This is a genomic window from Streptomyces sp. NPDC037273 (genome assembly GCF_055603625.1).
In genome coordinates, this window is sequence record NZ_JBVJVO010000002.1 from 855,255 (window position 1) to 874,534 (window position 19,280).

Annotated in this window: 15 protein-coding genes; 9 read left to right on the forward strand and 6 right to left on the reverse strand. The window is 72.5% G+C overall.

Annotated elements, in window-relative coordinates:
* Nucleotides 1-42: 42 nt before the first annotated feature.
* Nucleotides 43-297 (reverse strand): YkoF family thiamine-binding protein, encoded by a 255-nt coding sequence (locus ACZ7G1_RS09085; protein WP_470880700.1) that lies wholly within the window; start codon nucleotides 295-297, stop codon nucleotides 43-45.
* A 136-nt stretch (nucleotides 298-433) separates the two neighbouring features.
* Between ACZ7G1_RS09085 and ACZ7G1_RS09090 the strand changes: the two genes are divergently transcribed.
* The 4 genes from ACZ7G1_RS09090 to ACZ7G1_RS09105 all read left to right on the forward strand — a co-directional run bounded on the left by ACZ7G1_RS09090 (nucleotide 434) and on the right by ACZ7G1_RS09105 (nucleotide 4,964).
* Nucleotides 434-1,267 carry a TIM barrel protein gene (locus tag ACZ7G1_RS09090; RefSeq protein WP_470880698.1) on the forward strand — a complete coding sequence of 278 codons (834 nt, stop codon included), beginning with the start codon at nucleotides 434-436 and terminating at the stop codon, nucleotides 1,265-1,267.
* Between the two features lie 44 nt (nucleotides 1,268-1,311).
* Nucleotides 1,312-2,202 carry a 2-hydroxy-3-oxopropionate reductase gene (locus ACZ7G1_RS09095; protein WP_470880696.1) on the forward strand — a complete coding sequence of 297 codons (891 nt, stop codon included), beginning with the start codon at nucleotides 1,312-1,314 and terminating at the stop codon, nucleotides 2,200-2,202.
* Nucleotides 2,203-2,389: 187 nt separating this feature from the next.
* Complete coding sequence (locus ACZ7G1_RS09100; RefSeq protein WP_470880694.1) at nucleotides 2,390-3,847, forward strand: catalase; 1,458 nt, start codon at nucleotides 2,390-2,392, stop codon at nucleotides 3,845-3,847.
* Nucleotides 3,848-4,298: 451 nt separating this feature from the next.
* Nucleotides 4,299-4,964 (forward strand): HNH endonuclease, encoded by a 666-nt coding sequence (locus ACZ7G1_RS09105; RefSeq protein ID WP_470880692.1) that lies wholly within the window; start codon nucleotides 4,299-4,301, stop codon nucleotides 4,962-4,964.
* On the opposite strand, the gene ACZ7G1_RS09110 is transcribed toward ACZ7G1_RS09105, so the two are convergent.
* Entirely contained in the window at nucleotides 4,900-6,126 is a 1,227-nt protein-coding gene (locus ACZ7G1_RS09110) for an MFS transporter (protein ID WP_470880690.1), read from the reverse strand. The two genes, ACZ7G1_RS09105 and ACZ7G1_RS09110, sit on opposite strands and share 65 nt — an antisense overlap.
* 77 nt (nucleotides 6,127-6,203) lie before the next feature.
* Between ACZ7G1_RS09110 and ACZ7G1_RS09115 the strand changes: the two genes are divergently transcribed.
* Entirely contained in the window at nucleotides 6,204-7,178 is a 975-nt protein-coding gene (locus tag ACZ7G1_RS09115) for an ArsR/SmtB family transcription factor (protein WP_470880688.1), read from the forward strand.
* Nucleotides 7,179-7,247: 69 nt separating this feature from the next.
* On the opposite strand, the gene gcl is transcribed toward ACZ7G1_RS09115, so the two are convergent.
* Nucleotides 7,248-9,026 (reverse strand): glyoxylate carboligase, encoded by a 1,779-nt coding sequence (gene gcl, locus ACZ7G1_RS09120; protein WP_470880735.1) that lies wholly within the window; start codon nucleotides 9,024-9,026, stop codon nucleotides 7,248-7,250.
* A 1,454-nt stretch (nucleotides 9,027-10,480) separates the two neighbouring features.
* Between gcl and ACZ7G1_RS09125 the strand changes: the two genes are divergently transcribed.
* The 3 genes from ACZ7G1_RS09125 (at nucleotide 10,481) to ACZ7G1_RS09135 (ending at nucleotide 13,610) form a co-directional block, all read left to right on the forward strand.
* A complete protein-coding gene (locus ACZ7G1_RS09125; protein WP_470880686.1) occupies nucleotides 10,481-10,843 on the forward strand; it encodes a hypothetical protein in 363 nt (120 codons plus the stop codon).
* Nucleotides 10,844-12,232: 1,389 nt separating this feature from the next.
* A complete protein-coding gene (locus ACZ7G1_RS09130) occupies nucleotides 12,233-13,075 on the forward strand; it encodes a TIGR04222 domain-containing membrane protein (protein WP_471204032.1) in 843 nt (280 codons plus the stop codon).
* Between the two features lie 19 nt (nucleotides 13,076-13,094).
* Nucleotides 13,095-13,610, forward strand: a complete 516-nt coding sequence (locus ACZ7G1_RS09135; protein ID WP_470880684.1) for a GNAT family N-acetyltransferase — start codon at nucleotides 13,095-13,097, stop codon at nucleotides 13,608-13,610.
* Nucleotides 13,611-13,698: 88 nt separating this feature from the next.
* Here the strand turns inward: ACZ7G1_RS09135 and ACZ7G1_RS09140 are convergent, their stop codons facing one another.
* Together ACZ7G1_RS09140 and ACZ7G1_RS09145 are read right to left on the reverse strand one after the other, a co-directional pair.
* Nucleotides 13,699-15,294 (reverse strand): AMP-binding protein, encoded by a 1,596-nt coding sequence (locus ACZ7G1_RS09140; protein WP_470880682.1) that lies wholly within the window; start codon nucleotides 15,292-15,294, stop codon nucleotides 13,699-13,701.
* Between the two features lie 34 nt (nucleotides 15,295-15,328).
* A complete protein-coding gene (locus tag ACZ7G1_RS09145) occupies nucleotides 15,329-17,014 on the reverse strand; it encodes an AMP-binding protein (protein ID WP_470880680.1) in 1,686 nt (561 codons plus the stop codon).
* A 107-nt stretch (nucleotides 17,015-17,121) separates the two neighbouring features.
* On the opposite strand from ACZ7G1_RS09145, the gene ACZ7G1_RS09150 reads away from it, so the two are divergent.
* The gene (locus ACZ7G1_RS09150) at nucleotides 17,122-17,937 is read left to right on the forward strand and encodes a helix-turn-helix transcriptional regulator (protein ID WP_470880678.1); all 816 of its coding nucleotides are present in this window, start codon (nucleotides 17,122-17,124) and stop codon (nucleotides 17,935-17,937) included.
* 99 nt (nucleotides 17,938-18,036) lie between these two features.
* Here the strand turns inward: ACZ7G1_RS09150 and ACZ7G1_RS09155 are convergent, their stop codons facing one another.
* The gene (locus tag ACZ7G1_RS09155) at nucleotides 18,037-19,149 is read right to left on the reverse strand and encodes a winged helix DNA-binding domain-containing protein (RefSeq protein ID WP_470880676.1); all 1,113 of its coding nucleotides are present in this window, start codon (nucleotides 19,147-19,149) and stop codon (nucleotides 18,037-18,039) included.
* Nucleotides 19,150-19,280 lie beyond the last annotated feature (131 nt).

Genomic DNA, 19,280 nt, shown 5'->3' on the forward strand with positions numbered 1-19,280 from the left:
CGTCCACCAGGGGCTTCACGGCCGCGGCCAAAGGGTGCTCGCTCACTTCTCGTCCTCCCCGATCACGTTGACCTGGAGCGAGACGCGGGTGGCGCCGGCGGCGAGCGACTTGCGCAGCAGCGCGTCGACCGCGGTGAGCACCGCGTCGGCGCCGCCTTCCGCCGTGTTGCCGAAGGGGCCGACGTCGACCGCGTCCAGTTCGGCCGACTGGATGACCTCACGGGCCACGACCGCGTGCGCCGGTGCCTCGTCGAGGTCGAACGGCTCGGTCGTGAACTCCACTCTCAAACGCTCCATGGACCCAAAGTACGGCCCCGATCCGGCCGGCGGCAGCCCCGGACCTGCGGGGACCTCTTGACAAGTGCGGCAACCCCCTTGCAACATTCCGTCAGACAGAAACTTACTTCCGCAATACGGAAGGAGCGCACCCCTCATGGGATTCACGGACCAGCGCTTCGATGTGAACCTGTCGATCCTCTTCACGGAACTCCCGCTCCTGGAGCGCCCCGCGGCCGCCGCCGCGGCGGGCTTCACGGCGGTCGAGCTGTGGTGGCCCTGGATCGACACCGCCACCCCCGAGCAGAGCGAGCTCGACGCCCTCAAGAAGGCTCTTGAGGACGCCGGCACCCAGCTGGTGGGACTGAACTTCTACGCCGGGCAGCTGCCCGGCCCCGACCGCGGAGCCCTCTCCGTACCCGGGGACGAGTCGGACCGCTTCCGCGCCAACATCGAGGTGGCCGCCGACTTCGCCGCCTCGGTCGGCTGCAAGGCGCTCAACGCGCTCTACGGCAACCGCGTCGAGGGCGTCGACCCGCAGATCCAGGACACCCTCGCCCTGGAGAACCTGGTCCTGGCGGCCCGCGCGGCCGACCGGATCGGCGCGATCCTCCTCGTCGAGACCCTGAACAAGCCGGAGTCGCCGCTCTACCCGCTGGTGAGCGCCCCCTCCGCGATCGAGGTCGTCGACAAGGTGAACGCAGCCACCGGCCTCGGCAACGCCAAGTTCCTCCTCGACATCTACCACCTGGCCATGAACGGCGAGAACGTCTCCCAGGTCATCGCGGACCACGCGGACAAGACCGGGCACGTGCAGATCGCCGACATGCCGGGCCGCGGCGCCCCGGGCACCGGCGAGCTCCCCCTGGAGCAGCTGCTCGACGAGCTGCGGAAGGCCGGTTACGACGGTTGGGTCGGCCTGGAGTACAAGGCCGCCGACGCCGCCGCCTCCTTCGAGTGGCTGCCCGCAGAGGCCCGCCCGGCCCGCTGACGCAGGCTCCCTCCCCGTACCACCTTGTTTTGAGAGGCACCCTCATGAGCAACCTCCCCAAGATCGCTTGGATCGGCCTCGGCATCATGGGCTCCCCCATGTCCGAGAACCTCCTGAAGGCCGGCTACTCGGTCACCGGCTTCACCCTGGAGCAGGACAAGCTGGACCGGCTCGCCAAGGCCGGCGGCAGCGCCGCCTCCTCGATCGCCGAGGCCGTCAAGGACGCCGACGTCATCATCACGATGGTGCCCGCCTCCCCGCAGGTCGAGGCCATCTCCTACGGCCCCGAGGGCATCCTGGAGAACGCCAAGCAGGGCGCGCTGATCGTGGACATGTCCTCGATCACCCCGCAGACCTCGGTGGACCTCGCCAAGAACGCCGCCGAGAAGGGCATCCGCGTCATCGACGCCCCGGTGTCCGGCGGCGAGGCCGGCGCGATCGAGGCCGTGCTCTCGATCATGGTCGGCGGCGAGCAGGCCGACTTCGACGAGGCGCTCCCGATCCTGGAGGCCCTCGGCAAGACCATCGTGCTCTGCGGCCCGCACGGCTCCGGCCAGACGGTGAAGGCGGCCAACCAGCTGATCGTCGCGGTCAACATCCAGGCCTGCGCCGAGGCCGTCGTCTTCCTCGAGAAGTCCGGCGTGAACCTCCAGGCCGCCCTGGACGTCCTCAACGGCGGCCTGGCCGGCTCGACCGTGCTGACCCGCAAGAAGGACAACTTCCTGAACCGGGACTTCAAGCCCGGCTTCCGGATCGACCTGCACCACAAGGACATGGGCATCGTCACCGACGCCGCCCGCAACGTCGGTGCGGCCCTCCCGGTCGGCGCCGTGGTCGCCCAGCTCGTCGCCTCGCTGCGCGCCCAGGGTGACGGCGGCCTGGACCACTCGGCCCTGCTGCGCGCCGTCGAGCGCCTCTCCGGCGCCCAGGTCTGACCCACCCGCCCCCACCCGGGGCCCCTGAATTCCGGCCGGCGGCGGCGCTGACACCTGTCCTGTCGCGCCCAAGGCGTCGCCGCCGGCCGGAACACCACACTTCCTTTTCAACAAACTGTTGACGTTACGTTCCAGCCGAATTTACGCTCCTCGGACCGTCAGCAGAGCTCCCGTACGGAAGGTCACGATGTCGAAGCGCGTGCTTACGACCGAGTCCGGCGCCCCCGTCGCCGACAACCAGAACTCCGCCACCGCCGGCGTCGGTGGCCCGATCCTCCTGCAGGACCAGCACCTGCTGGAGAAGCTCGCGCGCTTCAACCGTGAGCGGATCCCGGAGCGCGTGGTGCACGCCCGCGGTTCCGGCGCGTACGGCTACTTCGAGGTCACCGACGACGTCACCGCCTACACCAAGGCGAACTTCCTCGGCGAGGTCGGCAAGAAGACCGAGACCTTCATCCGCTTCTCCACCGTGGCCGACTCGCTCGGCGGCGCGGACGCGGTGCGCGACCCCCGCGGCTTCGCGCTGAAGTTCTACACCGAAGAGGGCAACTACGACCTCGTCGGCAACAACACCCCGGTGTTCTTCATCAAGGACCCGATCAAGTTCCCCGACTTCATCCACTCCCAGAAGCGCGACCCCTTCACGGGCAAGCAGGAGGCGGACAACGTCTGGGACTTCTGGGCCCACGCCCCCGAGGCGACCCACCAGATCACCTGGCTCATGGGCGACCGCGGCATCCCCGCCTCGTACCGCCACATGAACGGCTACGGCTCGCACACCTACCAGTGGACCAACGAGGCGGGCGAGGCCTTCTTCGTCAAGTACCACTTCAAGACGAACCAGGGCATCCGCTCCCTCTCCGCCGACCAGGCCGCCGAGCTCGTCGGCAAGGACGCCAACTCGCACCAGACCGACCTGCTCCAGGCCATCGAGCGCGGCGTGAACCCGAGCTGGACCCTGTACGTCCAGGTCATGCCGGCCGCCGAGGCCGCGGAGTACCGCTTCAACCCGTTCGACCTCACCAAGGTGTGGCCGCACAGCGACTACCCGCTCCAGCGCGTGGGCCGCCTGGTCCTCGACCGCAACCCGGAGAACGTCTTCGCCGAGGTCGAGCAGGCCGCCTTCTCGCCGAACAACTTCGTGCCGGGCATCGGCCCCTCGCCGGACAAGATGCTCCAGGGCCGCCTCTTCGCCTACGCGGACGCCCACCGCTACCGCCTCGGCGTCAACCACACCCTGCTCCCGGTGAACGCCCCCAAGGCGACCACCGCGCAGAACTACGGCCGCGACGGCGCCATGGCGCTGCGCAACGGCTCGCGCCACGACAAGAACTACGAGCCCAACTCGTACCAGGGCCCGGCCCAGACCGACGCCGCGCTCTCCGCGCCGCTCGCGATCCACGGCTGGACCGGCACCCACGAGGCGCCCGCGCACACCAAGGACGACGACTTCTTCCAGGCCGGCGAGCTCTACCGCCTGATGTCCGAGGACGAGAAGAAGCGCCTGGTCGCCAACATCGCCGGCGGCCTCTCCCAGGTCTCCCGCGAGGACGTCATCGAGAAGAACCTCGCGCACTTCGCCGCCGCCGACGCGGACTACGGCAAGCGCGTGGCCGAGGCGGTCCGCGCCCTGCGCGAGGACTGATCCTCGGCAACACCAAGACTGCGTACGGCACCTGACGGGAGGTCAGTGCCGGACGCGGTCCGGATCGCCGGCCCGGATGAGGGGTGGCCGGCGGACCGGACAAGCGTGAGGACCGCGGCGGCGCCGAGCCAGTGCGGTGGTAAGGGCGCCAGGCCCCCCTTCTTGACCTGAAAGAAGGGACCGGCCGACCCGCCCGTCGGCACCACCGCGGTCCCAACGCCCCCAGACTCCGCCCGGCGGCGCGAACGTCCTGTCGCGCCAGCCTCGTGCCGTCGGGCGGTCACAAGCGGGAGAGCGCGGAACCAGGTTTACGGTCCCTGGTTCCGCGCTCTTCTTCGTATATACGAGTGGGCCAGCGCATCGTTTCTGCGGTGAAGATGCGCACCCGCTCGGCGGAGTGGCCCGCGATTCGGGGCGGCCGGGTCGGGGGGCCGGAGCTATCCACTCGTACATGATCAAGAACCTGATGCGCGGCCTCACGCCGCTCGCGCTGATCCTGTCGCCGCTGGCCGCCCCCTCCCCCGCGCTGTCGGCGAACGTCGTGCTGCTGCCCGACGCGCTGGCCGTGCTCACCGAGGCGGCCGAGGACCCGGAGGGGTACGAGGAGGGCGCGTTCCGGCACTGGAACGAGGGGCTCGACCCGGCCGACGGCTGCGACACCCGCGCGGAGGTGCTGCTCGCGGAGGCCGTCGACGCGCCGCGGACGGGGGCGGACTGTGCCCTGGCCGGAGGCCGCTGGACCTCCTACTACGACGGGCAGAGCGTCACCGATCCGGCGACCCTGCGCGTCGACCACCTGGTGCCGCTCGCGGAGGCGTGGGAGTCGGGCGCGTCCGGATGGACCGCGGCGCGCCGCGAGCAGTACGCCAACGACCAGGGCGCGGCCGCGACGCTCGTCGCCGTCACGGCCCGGAGCCGTAAGGACAAGGCGGGGCGGGACCCGGCCGAGTGGGTGCCGTCGGACGCCGGGCAGTACTGCCGTTACGTCGGCGAGTGGGTGGCGACCAAGCTCCGCTGGGGCCTTTCGGCCGACAAGGACGAGGTGGAGGCGCTCAAGCTGTTCGCCGACGGGCCCTGCGAGGAGACGGTCGTGCTGCGGTCGACGGCACCTCGCTAGGGACCTCGCCGCCCCGCTCGGCCCGGGCCAGCAGGAACGTCACCGCGAGGGAGGCGAGGGCCAGCAGCACCATGCCCGTACGCGGTGACGTGTACTGGGCGAGGGTGCCGGCCAGGGCCGCGCTGGCGCCCTGGAGGGCGAGCATGCCCGAGGTGTGCAGTCCGAGGGCGTGGCCGCTCAGCTCCTCGGGCACGAGCGCCATCAGCCTTTCCTGGTGCAGCAGGCTCGCCCCGTACCCGACCGCCGACACGGTGACGAGGCCGATCGCGAGGGGAAGCCCGGGATCGAGGGCGAAGAGCAGGAACGGGGCCGCGAGCAGCGCCTGGAGCGGGAAGCGGATCCGTCCCCGCAGCCGGGCCGGTACGAAGCGGCCGACGGCGGTGTCACCGGCCAGCATCCCGAGCGCGCCGCAGGCGAAGAGCAGCCCGGCGTGCTCGGGGGCGTACGGCACGAACAGCGACTCGCAGCCGACGATCAGGCCGTTCGGCACCCACAGGGCGAGGTAGGTGCGGCGGCGGGCGGGCGAGGACCACAGGCGGGCGTTGCTCCGCCAGGTCGCGGCCACCGAGGGACGCCCCTGCGCCCGGGGCGGGCGGGCGCCCAGGCCGAACCGCGCGAGGACGGCGGCGGCGAGGTACAGACCCGCGCCGGTGAGGACCGCGCCGCGGGGCGAGAGCAGGGCGACGAGGAGCCCGCCGGTGGCGAAGCCGCCGATCTGGCAGGCGCCGGAGGACATGTTCAGCACCGAGCGGCCGAGCAGGTACTCCTCGCGCGGCAGGATCTCGTTGAGGAGCCCGTACCGCACGCCGCCGCCCAGCGAGGCCGCGAGCCCCTGCGCGAGGAGGACCGCGAAGACCGCCCAGGCGGGCAGACCGGGGGTCGCGAGGACCGCCGTGGCCAGGGCGAAGAAGAGAGCGATGCCGGAGAGCGCGGCGCGCGGCGGCAGCCGGTCGGCGGCCGAGAGCAGCGTCGTCGCCCCGAGGAGCTGGGCGAGCGAAGGGCCGAAGAGCGCCAGGGCGGAGAGCAGCGGGGAGCCGGTCGCCCGGAAGACGAGCGTGGCGAGACCCAGTCCGGCGACGGTCTGCGCGGCGGTCTGGGCCGAGCCGGCGAGGAAGAGCGGGGTGAACTCGGGGGTACGGAAGAGGGCGCGGTAGCGGGACATGTGGGGAGTCTCCGAGCCGGCCGGCCACAGCGATATCGTTTCGCGGGGAGGCGAAACCAACGAGGGGGGTGGGCGGCATGGGCTGGTGGCGGATCGGTACGGACTCGCTGGCCGGCAGCCGCTTCGTCGTCTCTCCGCTCGCCGAGACGGTCGCCGCGCTCAAGACGCTGCACGGGGCCGTGGCCACCCACCCGGGCGAGCGGACCTGGCTGGCCGCCCATCTGCCCGCGTACCGGCGACGGCTCGCCGCCGAGCCGCTCGACGCGCTGCTCGTACGGGCCGCCCTCGGGCCCACCTGGAACGCCGACTTCCTGACACCCACGCCCACCGGTGAGCACGGACGGTCCTTCGAGGACGAGGTCGTGGCGGTCCGGGACGCCGAACCGGGCGACGCCGTGGCCCAGTTGGAGGTGGCGGTCGGCGGGCCCGTACCGGAGCCACTGAGGTCGGCCGAGGGCCTTCCGGGCCGGATGGCGGACATCCTGACGTGGGTGTGGCGGGAGACGGTGCTTCCCGACTGGCCGCGCCGCCTCCGGATCCTCGAAGCCGATGTGGTCGCGCGCACCGCCCGACTGAGCCGGGGCGGCTGGGCCGCGGCCCTCGACGAACTGTGCCCGGGGAAGCTGCGCTGGCTCGGCGACGGCCGCCTCCAGGTCAACTCCCGCGCCTATCCGCCGCGTTCGGTCGACGGCGGCCGGCTGCTCTTCGTGCCCGTCACCCCGAACACGGGCTGGGTGTCCTGGGCGGGCACCGAACGGTTCGCCGTCGTCTACGCCTGCTCGGGCGTCCTCGCCGACAGCACCGGCCCCACCGTGCCCGAGGCGCTCGGCGCGCTGCTCGGCACCGCCCGCGCCGGCGTCCTCGTACGTCTCGAAACCCCCAAGTCCACCAGCCAGTTGGTGGCCCTCACCGGGCAGGGCCTCGGCTCGGTCGGCCGCCATCTGAAGGTGCTGCGGGACGCCGGGCTCATCCGGCGCGGGCGGGCGGGACGCTCGGTGCTCTACGAGTGGACGGAGGCGGGTGCGGTCCTCGTACGGGCACGGAAGGAGTGACGGACAGGGTGAGGCCCCCGTCCCGGTGCTCATCGGGGCGGGGGCCTGTACCTCTGACGAGGGGGACGATCAGACCTGAAGGGCCTTGATCGCGGTCGGCGCGTGGCCGGGCTCGGTGGCCAGGTCCTCGAACTCGGTGACGTCGCTCATGTCGACCGTCTTGCTCATCGCGATGTTCGTGATGCGCTCCAGGATCGCCTCGACGACGACCGGGACCTGGTGCTCGACGGCCAGCTTCTTGGCCTCTTCCAGGGCCTCGCCGAGCTTGTCCGGGTCGGTGACGCGGATGGCCTTGACGCCCAGACCCTCGGCGACCTTGACGTGGTCGACGCCGTAGACGCCGATCTCGGGGGTGTTGATGTTCTCGAACTCGAGGTTGACCTCGAAGTTGATGCCGAGGCCGCCCTGCGCCTGGCGGATGAGGCCCAGGTACGCGTTGTTCACGAGGACGTGGACGTAGGGGACCTTGTGCTGGGCGGCGACCGCCAGCTCCTCGATCATGAACTGGAAGTCGTAGTCGCCGGAGAGCGCGACGACCGGGGTCTCCGGGTCGGCGGTGGCGGCACCGATGGCGGCCGGGATGGTCCAGCCGAGCGGGCCGGCCTGGCCGCAGTTGATCCAGTGGCGCGGCTTGTAGACGTGCAGGAACTGCGCGGCCGCGATCTGGGAGAGACCGATGGTGGTGACGTAACGGGTCTCCGGGCCGAAGGCCTTGTTCATCTCCTCGTAGACGCGCTGCGGCTTCATCGGGATGTTGTCGAAGTGCGTGCGGCGCTGGAGGGTGGCCTTGCGCTCCTGCGCGGAGGCGGCCCAGGCGGAGAAGTCCGGCAGCGTGCCGGCGGCCTTCAGCTCCTTGGCGATCTCGATGAAGAGCTCCAGGGCGACCTTGGCGTCGGAGGCGATGCCGTAGTCCGGGGCGAAGATCTTGCCGAGCTGGGTGGGCTCGATGTCGACGTGGACGAACTTCCGGCCCTTGGTGTACGCCTCCAGGTTGTAGCCCGTGTGGCGGTTGGCCCAGCGGTTGCCGATGCCGAGGACGAAGTCCGACTCCAGGAAGGTCGCGTTGCCGTAGCGGTGCGCGGTCTGGACGCCGACCATACCGGCGGCGAGCTCGTGGTCGTCCGGGATGGTGCCCCAGCCCATGAGCGTGGAGATGACCGGGATGCCGGTCAGCTCGGCGAACTCGACGAGCAGGTCGGTGGCGTCGGCGTTGATGATGCCGCCACCGGCGACGATCAGCGGACGCTCCGACTCCAGCAGGAAGCTCAGCGCCTTCGCGGCCTGCGCGCGGGTCGCGGACGGCTTGTAGACCGGCAGCGGCTCGTAGGTCTCCGGGTCGAACTCGATCTCGGTCAGCTGGACGTCGATCGGCAGGTCGATGAGGACCGGGCCGGGACGGCCGGAGCGCATCAGGTGGAAGGCCTGCTGGAAGACGCCGGGGACCTGCGCGGCCTCCAGGACGGTCGTCGCGGCCTTCGTCACCGGCTTGGCGATCGTCGCGATGTCGACGGCCTGGAAGTCCTCCTTGTGGAGCTTCGAGACCGGAGCCTGGCCGGTGATGCACAGGATCGGGATCGAGTCCGCGATCGCCGAGTACAGGCCGGTGATCATGTCGGTGCCGGCGGGGCCCGACGTACCGATGCAGACACCGATGTTGCCGGCCTTGGCACGGGTGTAGCCCTCGGCCATGTGGGACGCGCCCTCGACGTGGCGGGCCAGCGTGTGGCCGATCCCGCCCACGTTCTTGAGCTCGCGGTAGAAGGGGTTGATCGCCGCGCCGGGGACGCCGAACGCCTGGGTGACGCCTTCGCGCTTGAGGATCTCAACGGCCGCTGCGGCGGCGGTCATACGAGGCATGGGAGTGCTCCTGCTTCGGCCGGTCGGATGCGGGGTGCGCGCCGTGGCCCGGAAGCCTCTCGCGACCCGTTTCCGTAATGCGGAAATACTGTTCTGCTATACGGAAGCAATGTAGGTGGGCTCCCGGAGAGCCGTCAAGAGAAGTCCGCCCGACGGGATCACCGAAGTGGCCGAACATCTCCCCCGACGCCGCCGATGGGTGGACGATGGGACCGAACGACAGGGGGTTGGTTGTGGGCGATTCCGTACCAGTGCGCTGCCCGGAGTGCCTGCGCACCCAGGCATACGCCGCACCCGTCTTCCCCTGCGCCTGCGGCACCCCCATCGCGCCACCCCTCCTCCCCGGCGCCGCCCCCACCCCCATCACCCACCGCAACTGGACCGACGAATGGGTCACCGTCCGCTGCCCCTCCTGCCACCACACCTCCGACTGGCCCCACCCCGAACTCGGCTGCCCCTGCGGCACCGTCCTCCGCGTCCCCGTCCGCCCGGTCACCGAGCCCACGGCCACGCCGGGCGGCGCCCCGTCGGCACGACTGGACGGCGGGGACGGGCGGCCGTCGGCGGGGGCGGTGCCGGGGCCGGGGCCTGTGGCCCCAGCTGCGCCTGAGCCTGCGGCCACGCCTGCGTCGCCCGCGCCTGCGCCCGCCTCTGGCGGGTCTCCTGTGCCCGGGGCGGGTGGCCGCTCCGGTACGGCTCCGGGGGCCGGCCCGCGGGGTGGCAACGGGGGTGCGGACGACGGGGGCGTCTCGACCCCTGGGGCTGACGGTGGGCATGCCGGGCCGTGGCCGGGAACGGCATGCGGGCCCGGGGGCGCGGGTGCGGGTGCTGGCGCTGCCGAAGGTGGGGACGGAGCGGGGTACGGGGACGGGCGCGGGCACGGGCACGGGCACGAACTCGGGAACGAGAACCGTCTTGGGGGCGGGGCCGGCGATGGGCTCGGGGGTGGGGTCGGGGCTGGGACCGGGGCCGGGGCCGGTGATGGGCTCGGGATCGGGGGTGGCTTTGAGCCCGGGGACGGGCTCGGGGCCGGGGCCCACGATGGGCTCGGGGCCGAGCGTGGGCTTGAGCCCGGGGGCGGGAGTAGGCACGGGGACGGGCTGGGGAGCGGGTCCGGGCCGGAGCTCGGGCTCGGGCGCGGGGACGGTTCCGGGGCGGCGGGAGCCGGGGGCGCCGGGCCGCTCGGAATGGGCTTCGGGGTCGGTGGAGGCGACGGCGAGTCGCCCGGTTCCGCGCGGCCGCGGGCGGCCGAGCCCGGGTCGGACTGGTTCGGGAGGGGGCCGGGGGCGGCCACGCAGAGCGCGTCGGGGGTGCCGCCGCAGGGGGCGGGTGGCGTGCCGCCGAGGCTGGGTGCGCAACGGTCGTTCGCGGAGCGGTATCCCGCGCACGTTCCGCTGCCGCCGACGGCACCACGACCGGCCCCGGTGCGGGGAGCGTTCCGGCCGGTGACGATCAGGACGGCGCGGGACGCGGTGGCGGCGGCGGCCGGGTACTTGCGGTGGCTCGGCTTCCGCGATGTCGTGCAGCCCGAGGAGCGCCCGGTGTCCGGCGTGGACCTGCGCGCGCCGGGCCTCGTGGCCCAGGTCGACCCGAGCACCCGGCAGACCGGGCTCCGCGCGGTGGAGTGCCTCTGGCTCAACGGCCTCAGCGCCTCCTCGGTGAGCGTCTTCTTCTCCCTCGCCGGCTACACCCCCGAGGCCCGCTCCCGCGCCGCCGAAATCGGCCTCCCCCTCTTCGTCCTCGACCTCACCGGAACCCCACAACCCGTGAACCTCCCCGCCGACGATCTGGCAGCGGGCGGGGCGTGAGCCGCGAAGCCGGCTACGCAGGCTGGGACGCCGACGCCACGGGCCTGCGGGGGGGGCGGGGGCTGCGGGCCTGAAGGCCGGCCGCCGCAAGGCTGCGGGAGCCAGGGTTACGGGCCTGAAGGTGGGCCCACCCACGAGCCGGAGGGGCTGACGCCACGAGCCTGTAGGCCAGGCACCACCGACTGCGGGACTGGGGCTCCGGGACCACGGGAGCCGGGTCCACAGGCCTGCGGCGGCTGGAGCCCCGGGACTGCGAGGCCCGGCGCACGAGCCTGACGGTCTGCGAAGCGGGCCTCAGGGGCGGAGGCCGGCGGGCCGCAGGCCAGCGCACCCGCAGGTCGAACCCGCGAGCCTGAGACCTCCCGCCACCAGCCCCAAGGACCGGGACACAAGCCTGACGGCCAGCGAAACGCGGCCCCGGGCCCAAGGCCGAAAAGCCGCAGGCCCGGCGCACCCGCAGGTCGAGCCCACGGGCCTGAGAACTGCTGCCATCGGCCCACGGGGCCGGGGTTACGGGCATGCGAGCCCGGCGAAAAGCGCTCCTCCGCGCCGGAGGCGGACGCGCGCCTGCAGGTCGGGCCCGCGAGCCCGATAGCTGCTGCTACCGGCTCCAGGGAACGGGGGCACGGGCATGCGAGCCCGGCACCACGAAGCCGCAAGGCTGGCGCCGCGCGCCCAAAGCGCCTGCGCCTGCGCCTCAGGCCTCCGGGCCGGAGGCAAGCGCCCGCCGGGCGGAGCCAGGGCCCCGGGTCCGGGCCTGTGGCACTCACCCACGGGGCCAGGACTTCGGGCTCGCGGGGCCGACCCCGCGAGCGCGAAGTCCAGCGCGCCACCGGCCCGAGGCGCCTGCCAGCCGGGCGACAAGGCCATGCAGGCCCAACGGCAGGCGTCCGCTAGTGGGGCGCGAGGCCGTACCAGTCGCTGCGCGCCGGAGGCAGGCACCCACCGGCCGGGCGCGCCCAGGCCCTACCGGTCGACTCAAGGACCCTGCGGGCCAGAGGGAGACCTCCACCGGGCGGGCGCCAAAGCCGTACCCGTCGACGCAGACGCCCTGCGGGCCGGAGGCAGGCGTCCGCTGGCACGCAGGGCGCGAGACCGCCCACCGGTCGGGCGCCAAGGCCTACCGGTCGCCGCAGGGCGGCCCCGCGGGCCGAAGGCACTCGTCCACGGGGTGGAGCTGCGGTCGTGGAGGGCCGGCCCGGCGAGCCCGGGGCCGGCGCGGCGGCCCAGGGCGCCAGGACCACGGGCGTAGGGGACGGAGGCCCGGGCGGCGGCGGGGGTGGGCGTCTCGGATGGGACAGGTCGGTGGTGGGAATCGGCCATTTGGGCGTGAGGATCATGGTCTGGCGGGCACAACTCACCGTGGGGGTGGGTGAGATGACGGCGGGGATGTGGTGGTTGATCGGGGCGGCGTGGGGGGAACTGCTGCTCGCGGCGGTGTTGTTGCGAAGCCGCAGTCGAGGGAGTGGGGCGTCGCCGGGGGGTGAGGTGCCGGGGCCGCAGGCGTTGGCGTTGTTGAGGGGTGGGCGGCGGGCGGCGGTGACGGTGGCGTTGGTGGCGCTGCATCAGCGGGGGGCGGTGGCGGCGGGGCGTAAACGTACGATTCGGGCCAATGGTGGGCCGGGGAGGACAAGTGATCCGGTGCAGCTCGGCGTGCATGGGGCGCTGCACCGGGCGTTCGCGCTGGGGGCTCTCGCGGCGCGGCCCGAGGCGCGTCGGGCGGTGGACGCGCTGCGCGACGAGCTGCGCGGGGCGGGGCTGCTGCGGCCGCTGGCGCGGTTGTGGGCGGCGCGGGTGCTGCTGGGGTGCGTACCGCTGACGGTGGTGGCGGGCGCGGCGGCCGGACTCGTCACGCCCGGGACGTCCGGGGCGCACATCGCCGCGGCGGTGGCGGCCGGTGGGTCGGCGGTGCTGGCGGCGGTGGCGTTGCTGCGGCTTCCGCCCGCGACCCGGGCGGCCGGGCTGCTGCTCGACGAGCTCCGCGAGCGGTATCCGCTGCCCGCTCACCGGCACGAGGTCACCGACGGGCATCTCGTGCAGCTGTACGTCGCCCTGTACGGCGATCCCGCGCTCGCGCTCTTCCTGCCCCGGTTCTCCCGCGAGGGCGGCCTGCTCGACCGCCCCGCCGACGAAGGTCCGGCCGGGGACCCGTACCCGTACCCGTACAGGAGCATGGGCGCGAACAGGCCTCCTCCGGAGCCCGGTCCGGGCGCGGGGGACCCTCCCCGGTGACCTCGCGTCATACTGTCCTATGCGCATCAGAGCGGCCGCTCCGGCCGAACTTCCGCTGCTCCAGGACATCGAACGGGCGGCGGGCGAGCCCTTCCGTTCCCTCGGCATGGCGGCGATCGCCGATGACGACCCCCTGCCGCTCGACGTCCTGGAGGCGTACCGCAGCGCGGGCCGCGCGTGGGTGGCGGTGGACTCCGGCGACCGCCCGGTCGCCTATCTGCTCGCCGACACGGTCGACGGCTCGGCCCACATCGAGCAGGTGTCGGTCCACCCGGACGCGGCCCGCCGTGGTGTCGGCCGGGCGCTGATCGAGCACCTCGCGGCGGCGGCCAGGGAGCAGGGCCTCGCGGCCCTGACCCTGACGACGTTCACCGAAGTCCCGTGGAACGCCCCGTACTACGCCCGCCTCGGCTTCCGCCCCCTCGGCGACGACGATCCGGCCCTCACGGAAGGCCTCCTGGCCATCAGCCGCGCCGAAGCCGCCCACGGCCTCTCGGCCTGGCCCCGCATCTGCATGCGGCGCGAGGTCGGCTGAGACCGGAGCCCGGCGACGTCCGCCGCCGAGCGGACTGAGACGGAGCCCGGCGAGGTCCGCCGCCGAGCTCGGCGGACCGGCCGGACCCTCACTCCGCCGCGTACCGCTGTCGCAGTTCCACCTTGCGGACCTTCCCGCTCACCGTCATGGGGAATTCGGTGAGGATCTCGATGCGGCGCGGGATCTTGTAGTGGGCGAGGCGGTCGCGGCAGAAGGTGGTGAGGTCGTCGAGGGTGGGTGGGTCGGCGGGGTCGCGGGGGATGACGCAGGCGAGGATCTCCTCGCCGTAGCGCTCGTCGGGGACGCCGACGACCTGGACGTCGGCGATTTTGGGGTGGGCGTAGAGGAACTCCTCGATCTCGCGCGGATAGACGTTCTCGCCGCCGCGGATGATCATGTCCTTGATGCGGCCGACGATCTGGACGTAGCCGTCATCGCGCATGACGGCGAGGTCGCCGGTGTGCATCCAGCGGCCGGAGTCGATCGCCTCGGCGGTCTTCGCGGGTTCGTCCCAGTAGCCGAGCATGACGCTGTAGCCGCGGGTGCACAGCTCGCCCGCCGTGCCGCGGGCGACGGTCAGGCCGGTGGCGGGGTCGACGACCTTCACCTCGACGTGGGGCATGACCCGGCCGACGGTGCCGGTGCGGCGTTCCAGGTCGTCGTCGCGGCGGGTCTGGGTGGAGACGGGCGAGGTCTCGGTCATGCCGTAACAGATGGACACCTCGGCCATGTTCATCTCGGCGACGACCCGCTTCATGACCTCCACGGGGCACGGCGAGCCCGCCATGATCCCGGTGCGCAGCGAGGAGAGGTCGTACGTCGCGAAGTCGGGCAGGTTGAGCTCGGCGATGAACATCGTCGGCACCCCGTAGAGCGAGGTGCAGCGCTCCTCCTGTACGGCCCTGAGGGTGGCGGCGGCGTCGAAGGAGGGGGCCGGGATCACCATGCAGGCGCCGTGGGAGGTGGCCGCGAGGTTGCCCATCACCATGCCGAAGCAGTGGTAGAAGGGCACCGGGATGCAGATCCGGTCCTGCTCGCTGTAGGCGATCATCTCGCCCACGAAGTAACCGTTGTTGAGGATGTTGTGGTGGGAGAGCGTGGCGCCCTTGGGGAAGCCCGTGGTCCCCGAGGTGTACTGGATGTTGACCGGCTCGTCGCAGGACAGCGGTTCCGGGCGCAGCTCGCCGGCCGTGCGGGCGAGGAGCGCGTCCCAGCTCGCGTCGCCGAAGTAGACGGCTTCACGCAACTGCGGGCACTCCGGCCGCACTTGGTCGACCATCGCGCGGTAGTCGCTGGTCTTGTGGGCGAGGGACGCGAACAGGAGGGTGATCTCGGCCTGGTTGAGCACGTACGCCAACTCGTGGGCGCGGTAAGCCGGGTTGATGTTCACCATGACCGCGCCGATGCGGGCGGTGGCGTACTGGACGAGCACCCACTCGGCGCAGTTCACCGCCCAGATGCCCACCCGGTCGCCCTTCCGCACCCCGCTGCCGAGCAGCGAGTCCGCCAACCGGTCTACGTCCGCGCCGAATTGGGCGTACGTCCAGCGGCGGCCGGTCGGCACGTCGACGAGCGCCTCCCGCTCCGGCCAGGCGGCGACGGCCCGGTCGAGATTGCCGGCGATGGTGTCGCCGAGCAGCGGGGTGGTGGACACACCGTGCGCGTACGAAGGCTCCTGGCTCACGCGAGGTCTCCTTGCATGGACGACAGCTCCGGGCTCACGCGAGGTCCCCTTCCGCGTACTCCTTGCCGCCGCCCTCCGCCGTGAGGCGGCGGAGTTCCACTCGGCGGATCTTGCCGGAGACGGTCTTGGGGAGTTCGGCGAACTCGATGCGGCGGACGCGCTTGTACGGGGCGAGGACCGCGCGCGAGTGGGCGAAGAGTGCCTTGGCGGTCTCCTCGTCGGGCTGCCAGCCCGCGGCGAGGACGACGTACGCCTTGGGGACGGCGAGGCGGACCGGGTCGGGGGCGGGGACGACGGCGGCCTCGGCGACGGCCTCGTGCTCCAGGAGCGCGCTCTCCAGCTCGAAGGGGCTGATCTTGTAGTCGGAGGCCTTGAAGACGTCGTCGGACCGGCCGACGTAGAAGATGTAGCCGTCCTCGTCGCGGGTGCCGATGTCGCCGGTGCGGTAGTAGCCGCCCGCCATCGCCTCGGCCGTACGCTCCGGGTCCCCGTGGTAGCCGGTCATCAGGCCCACCGGGTTGGCCGAGAGGTCCAGACAGATCTCGCCCTCGTCGGCGTCGGGGCGTCCGGTCACCGGGTCGACGAGGGTGACCCGGAAGCCGGGGCTCGGGCGGCCCATGGAGCCTTCCTTGAGCCGCTGGCCGGGGCTGTTGGAGACCTGGACGGCGGTCTCGGTCTGGCCGAAGCCGTCACGGATGGTGACGCCCCAGGCGCGCCGGACGGACTCGATGACCTCGGGGTTGAGCGGTTCGCCGGCGGCGACGACCTCGCGGGGCGGGGTCTTCAGCTGGCCGAGGTCGGCCTGGATGAGCATCCGCCAGACAGTCGGCGGGGCGCAGAAGCTGGTGACGCCGTTCCGTTCCATCTCGTCCATCAGCCGCGCCGGGTCGAAGCGCGTGTAGTTGTGGATGAAAACGGTCGCCTCCGCGTTCCACGGGGCGAAGAGGTTGGACCAGGCGTGCTTGGCCCAGCCCGGCGAGGAGATGTTGAGGTGGACGTCGCCGGGCTTGAGGCCGATCCAGTACATGGTCGAGAGGTGCCCGACGGGGTACGAGGTGTGGGTGTGCTCGACGAGCTTGGGGCGGGCGGTCGTACCGGAGGTGAAGTACAGCATGAGCGTGTCCTCGGCGAAGGTCACGCCGTCGGGCTCGAAGTCGGCGGACTCCTGGGCCGCGTGCTCGTAGCCGAGCCAGTTCACCCCGTCGCCGCCGATCGCGATCCGCGTGTAGTCGCCGGGCACCTCGTCGAACTTGGCGGTGTCCTCGGCACGCACGATGACATGGCGGGCGCGGCCGCGGTCGACGCGGTCGCGCAGGTCGGCGGGGCCGAGGAGCGGGGTGGCGGGGATGAGGACTGCGCGCAGCTTCATCGCGGCGAGCGCGGTCTCCCAGAGCTCGACCTGGTTGCCGAGCATCACGATGATCCGGTCGCCGGCGCGCACCCCCTGGCCGCGCAGCCAGTTCGCCACCTGGTTGGAGCGGGCGGACATCTCCGCGAAGGAGACCTTCGCCTCGGTGCCGTCCTCCTCGACGATGTGCAGGGCGGTCCGGTCGTTGCCCTCGGCAATGACGTCGAACCATTCGAGCGCCCAGTTGAAACGGTCGGGCCGGGGCCAGGCGAAGCCCTCGTAGGCCGTCTCGTAGTCGTCGCGGTGCCGGAGCAGGAAGTCCCGGGCCGCCCGGAACGCCTCCGTCGCGCTGGTCGCGCTCGCTGCCGTCATGTGTCCTCCTCGTTGCGGGACCGGTCCTGGACATCGTGTAATCGGTGACCCAGGTCTCACTACCCCCGTTCGGGGGTGAACCAGCCAACGACGACGGGGAGAGAACGGTGCGCGAGCACGTCGAATCGGTGGAGCTGCGTGCCGCGCTGCTGCGGATGCGCCGCGCCACCGGTCTTCCGGTGGTCTTCGGCGGCCTGCTCCACGAGGCCCGCGGGATGCGGATCGCCGAGCTGAACGGGGCCGTCACCCCCGCACTCCACGGACTCGCCATCTCCGCCGGCTCCGGCCTCGGCGGCAAGTGCCTCGCCCTCTCCCGGCCGTGCGCCGTCACCGACTACCCCTCGGCGCAGCACATCACCCACGAGTACGACGTCCCCGTCTCCGCCGAGGGCCTCCGCTCCGTGATCGCCGTCCCCGTCGTCGTACGCCGCAAGGTCCGCGGAGTCCTGTACGGGGCCCTCCGCGACGCCCTGCCGATTGGCGAGCGCATCTTCGACGCCGCGGTCGCCGCCGCGCGTGACGTCGAGCAGGCCCTCGCCGTCCAGGACGAGGTCCGCGAGCTGCTCACCCCGCCCTCCCCCGGCCCCTCCTGGGAGGACGTACGCCAGGCCTACGGCGAACTCCGCGAGCTCGCGCCCCACGTCACCGACCCGGCCCTGCGGGACCGGCTGCTCGCCGTCGCCGGCCGCCTCCGCACCGCCTCCGGCCCCGCCGCACCCGTCCCCGGCGTCGCCCTCACCCCCCGCGAGACCGACGTCCTCGCCGCCGTCGCCTCCGGCGCCACCAACGCCACCGCCGCCCGTCGGCTCGGGCTGCGCCCCGAGACCGTGAAGGGCTACCTCCGCTCGGCCATGCGCAAGCTCGGCGCCCACACGCGGATGGAGGCGGTGGTCGCGGCGCGGAGGGCGGGGGTACTGCCGTGACGGGGCGGGGCAGGTCTCGCCATGCCCCGGGCCCTCCTCGGCAGCGCTACGACCACCGGCCCGCCGCCCCTCAGCCCTCACCCCTCCGCCCCTCAGCCCTCACCCCTCCGCGTACGCGATCTCGTACGGAGTACCAGGCGGCGTCAACAGATCGAGCGTCCGCTCGGCCTCGGCGGTGAGGGCGGTGCGCGTCGCGCGCGTCAGGGGTGCGAAGGGCTCGATGGTGACGGTCGTACGGTCCTTCGCCTCGTCGAGGCGCCACAGACCTGCGAGGAAGCCGTCGACGAGGAAGGTGCGGTGGGCCTGGTTGCCGGTCCAGGTGCGGCCGTGGTGCTCGGCGGGGATGATCCGGGAGCGGTCGGCGTGGGACAGCAGCAGGTTGTCGAACTCGGGGAGGAGCCGCGGCGGCGCCGGGGTGTCGTCGTCGGGGCGGGCCGCGTCGGCGAGGTCGAAGAGTTCGGTGCCGCGCTCGTCCTGGAAGACGAGCAGCTCGGGCCGCAGCCGCTCGAACGCCGGACGGAGGCGGGTGAGACCGCACCAGGTCTGCATGTCCTGGACCGAGGCGGGTCCGAAGGCGCCCAGGTAGCGCCGTACGGTCTCGTCGATCTCCGCCATGTCCCCGTCGGGCTCGTCGAACCACACGCGCGTCGTGGTGAGCGCGACCTGCCCGCTCCTCCTCCACAGGCCGCGCGGGGTGACCTGCACCATCAGCAGCAGACACCGCGCGGCGATGGTCAGCGCCAGCGGGTCGGCCTCCGGCCACTCCACGAGCAGCCGCTCCCGCAGGTCCTTGGGCGTGCGCGGCCGCTCCTCGACGTACTCGGTCGCGAGGGCCGTCAGCCGGTCGAGGTCGACGCCGTCGAGCCCCTTGCGGAACATCTTCAGCTCCCGCTCGATGGCACCCGCCTGCACCAGCCGCCGCAGCCCGACGGCGTCCCGCGCGGTGTGCGTGTGGACCGTCGACCGCAGCGACACGATCCGCGCCACCTTCCGCGACTCCATCCCGGCCGACAGGTCCTCGGGCCGGAACCCTTCGAGCCGCGCGGCGAGCGCGTAGTACGGCGGCTTGGTGTTCTGCGCCTGGAGCCCGACGAGATGGCCCACGGCCTCCTCGGCACCGAGCGGCGCACGGCGCAGCAGCAGCTGACGGTCGAGCGTGGCGCGGTTCAGAGCACGCGTACCGAGCACGGGATAAGTCGTCTTCAGGGCCATGCACAGCACGCTACCGACCCTTGCGGACAGATGCGGTCCGCAAGGGGACATCGACCCGGGCCCGCGGAGGGACTGCACACGGCATACATCCCATCCGCCCCATATATCCTGCGGAGGACCCAGGAGGTGTA

Excerpts from the sequence above, each read along its gene's own strand:
- ACZ7G1_RS09115 (WP_470880688.1), top strand. The coding sequence starts at position 6,204 with ATGGGCTGGTGGCGGATCGGTACGGACTCGCTGGCCGGCAGCCGCTTC.
- gcl (WP_470880735.1), bottom strand. The coding sequence starts at position 9,026 with ATGACCGCCGCCGCAGCGGCCGTTGAGATCCTCAAGCGCGAAGGCGTC.
- ACZ7G1_RS09130 (WP_471204032.1), top strand. The coding sequence starts at position 12,233 with ATGTGGTGGTTGATCGGGGCGGCGTGGGGGGAACTGCTGCTCGCGGCG.
- ACZ7G1_RS09100 (WP_470880694.1), top strand. The coding sequence starts at position 2,390 with ATGTCGAAGCGCGTGCTTACGACCGAGTCCGGCGCCCCCGTCGCCGAC.
- ACZ7G1_RS09155 (WP_470880676.1), bottom strand. The coding sequence starts at position 19,149 with ATGGCCCTGAAGACGACTTATCCCGTGCTCGGTACGCGTGCTCTGAAC.
- ACZ7G1_RS09090 (WP_470880698.1), top strand. The coding sequence starts at position 434 with ATGGGATTCACGGACCAGCGCTTCGATGTGAACCTGTCGATCCTCTTC.
- ACZ7G1_RS09135 (WP_470880684.1), top strand. The coding sequence starts at position 13,095 with ATGCGCATCAGAGCGGCCGCTCCGGCCGAACTTCCGCTGCTCCAGGAC.
- ACZ7G1_RS09085 (WP_470880700.1), bottom strand. The coding sequence starts at position 297 with ATGGAGCGTTTGAGAGTGGAGTTCACGACCGAGCCGTTCGACCTCGAC.
- ACZ7G1_RS09095 (WP_470880696.1), top strand. The coding sequence starts at position 1,312 with ATGAGCAACCTCCCCAAGATCGCTTGGATCGGCCTCGGCATCATGGGC.
- ACZ7G1_RS09105 (WP_470880692.1), top strand. The coding sequence starts at position 4,299 with ATGATCAAGAACCTGATGCGCGGCCTCACGCCGCTCGCGCTGATCCTG.
- ACZ7G1_RS09145 (WP_470880680.1), bottom strand. The coding sequence starts at position 17,014 with ATGACGGCAGCGAGCGCGACCAGCGCGACGGAGGCGTTCCGGGCGGCC.
- ACZ7G1_RS09110 (WP_470880690.1), bottom strand. The coding sequence starts at position 6,126 with ATGTCCCGCTACCGCGCCCTCTTCCGTACCCCCGAGTTCACCCCGCTC.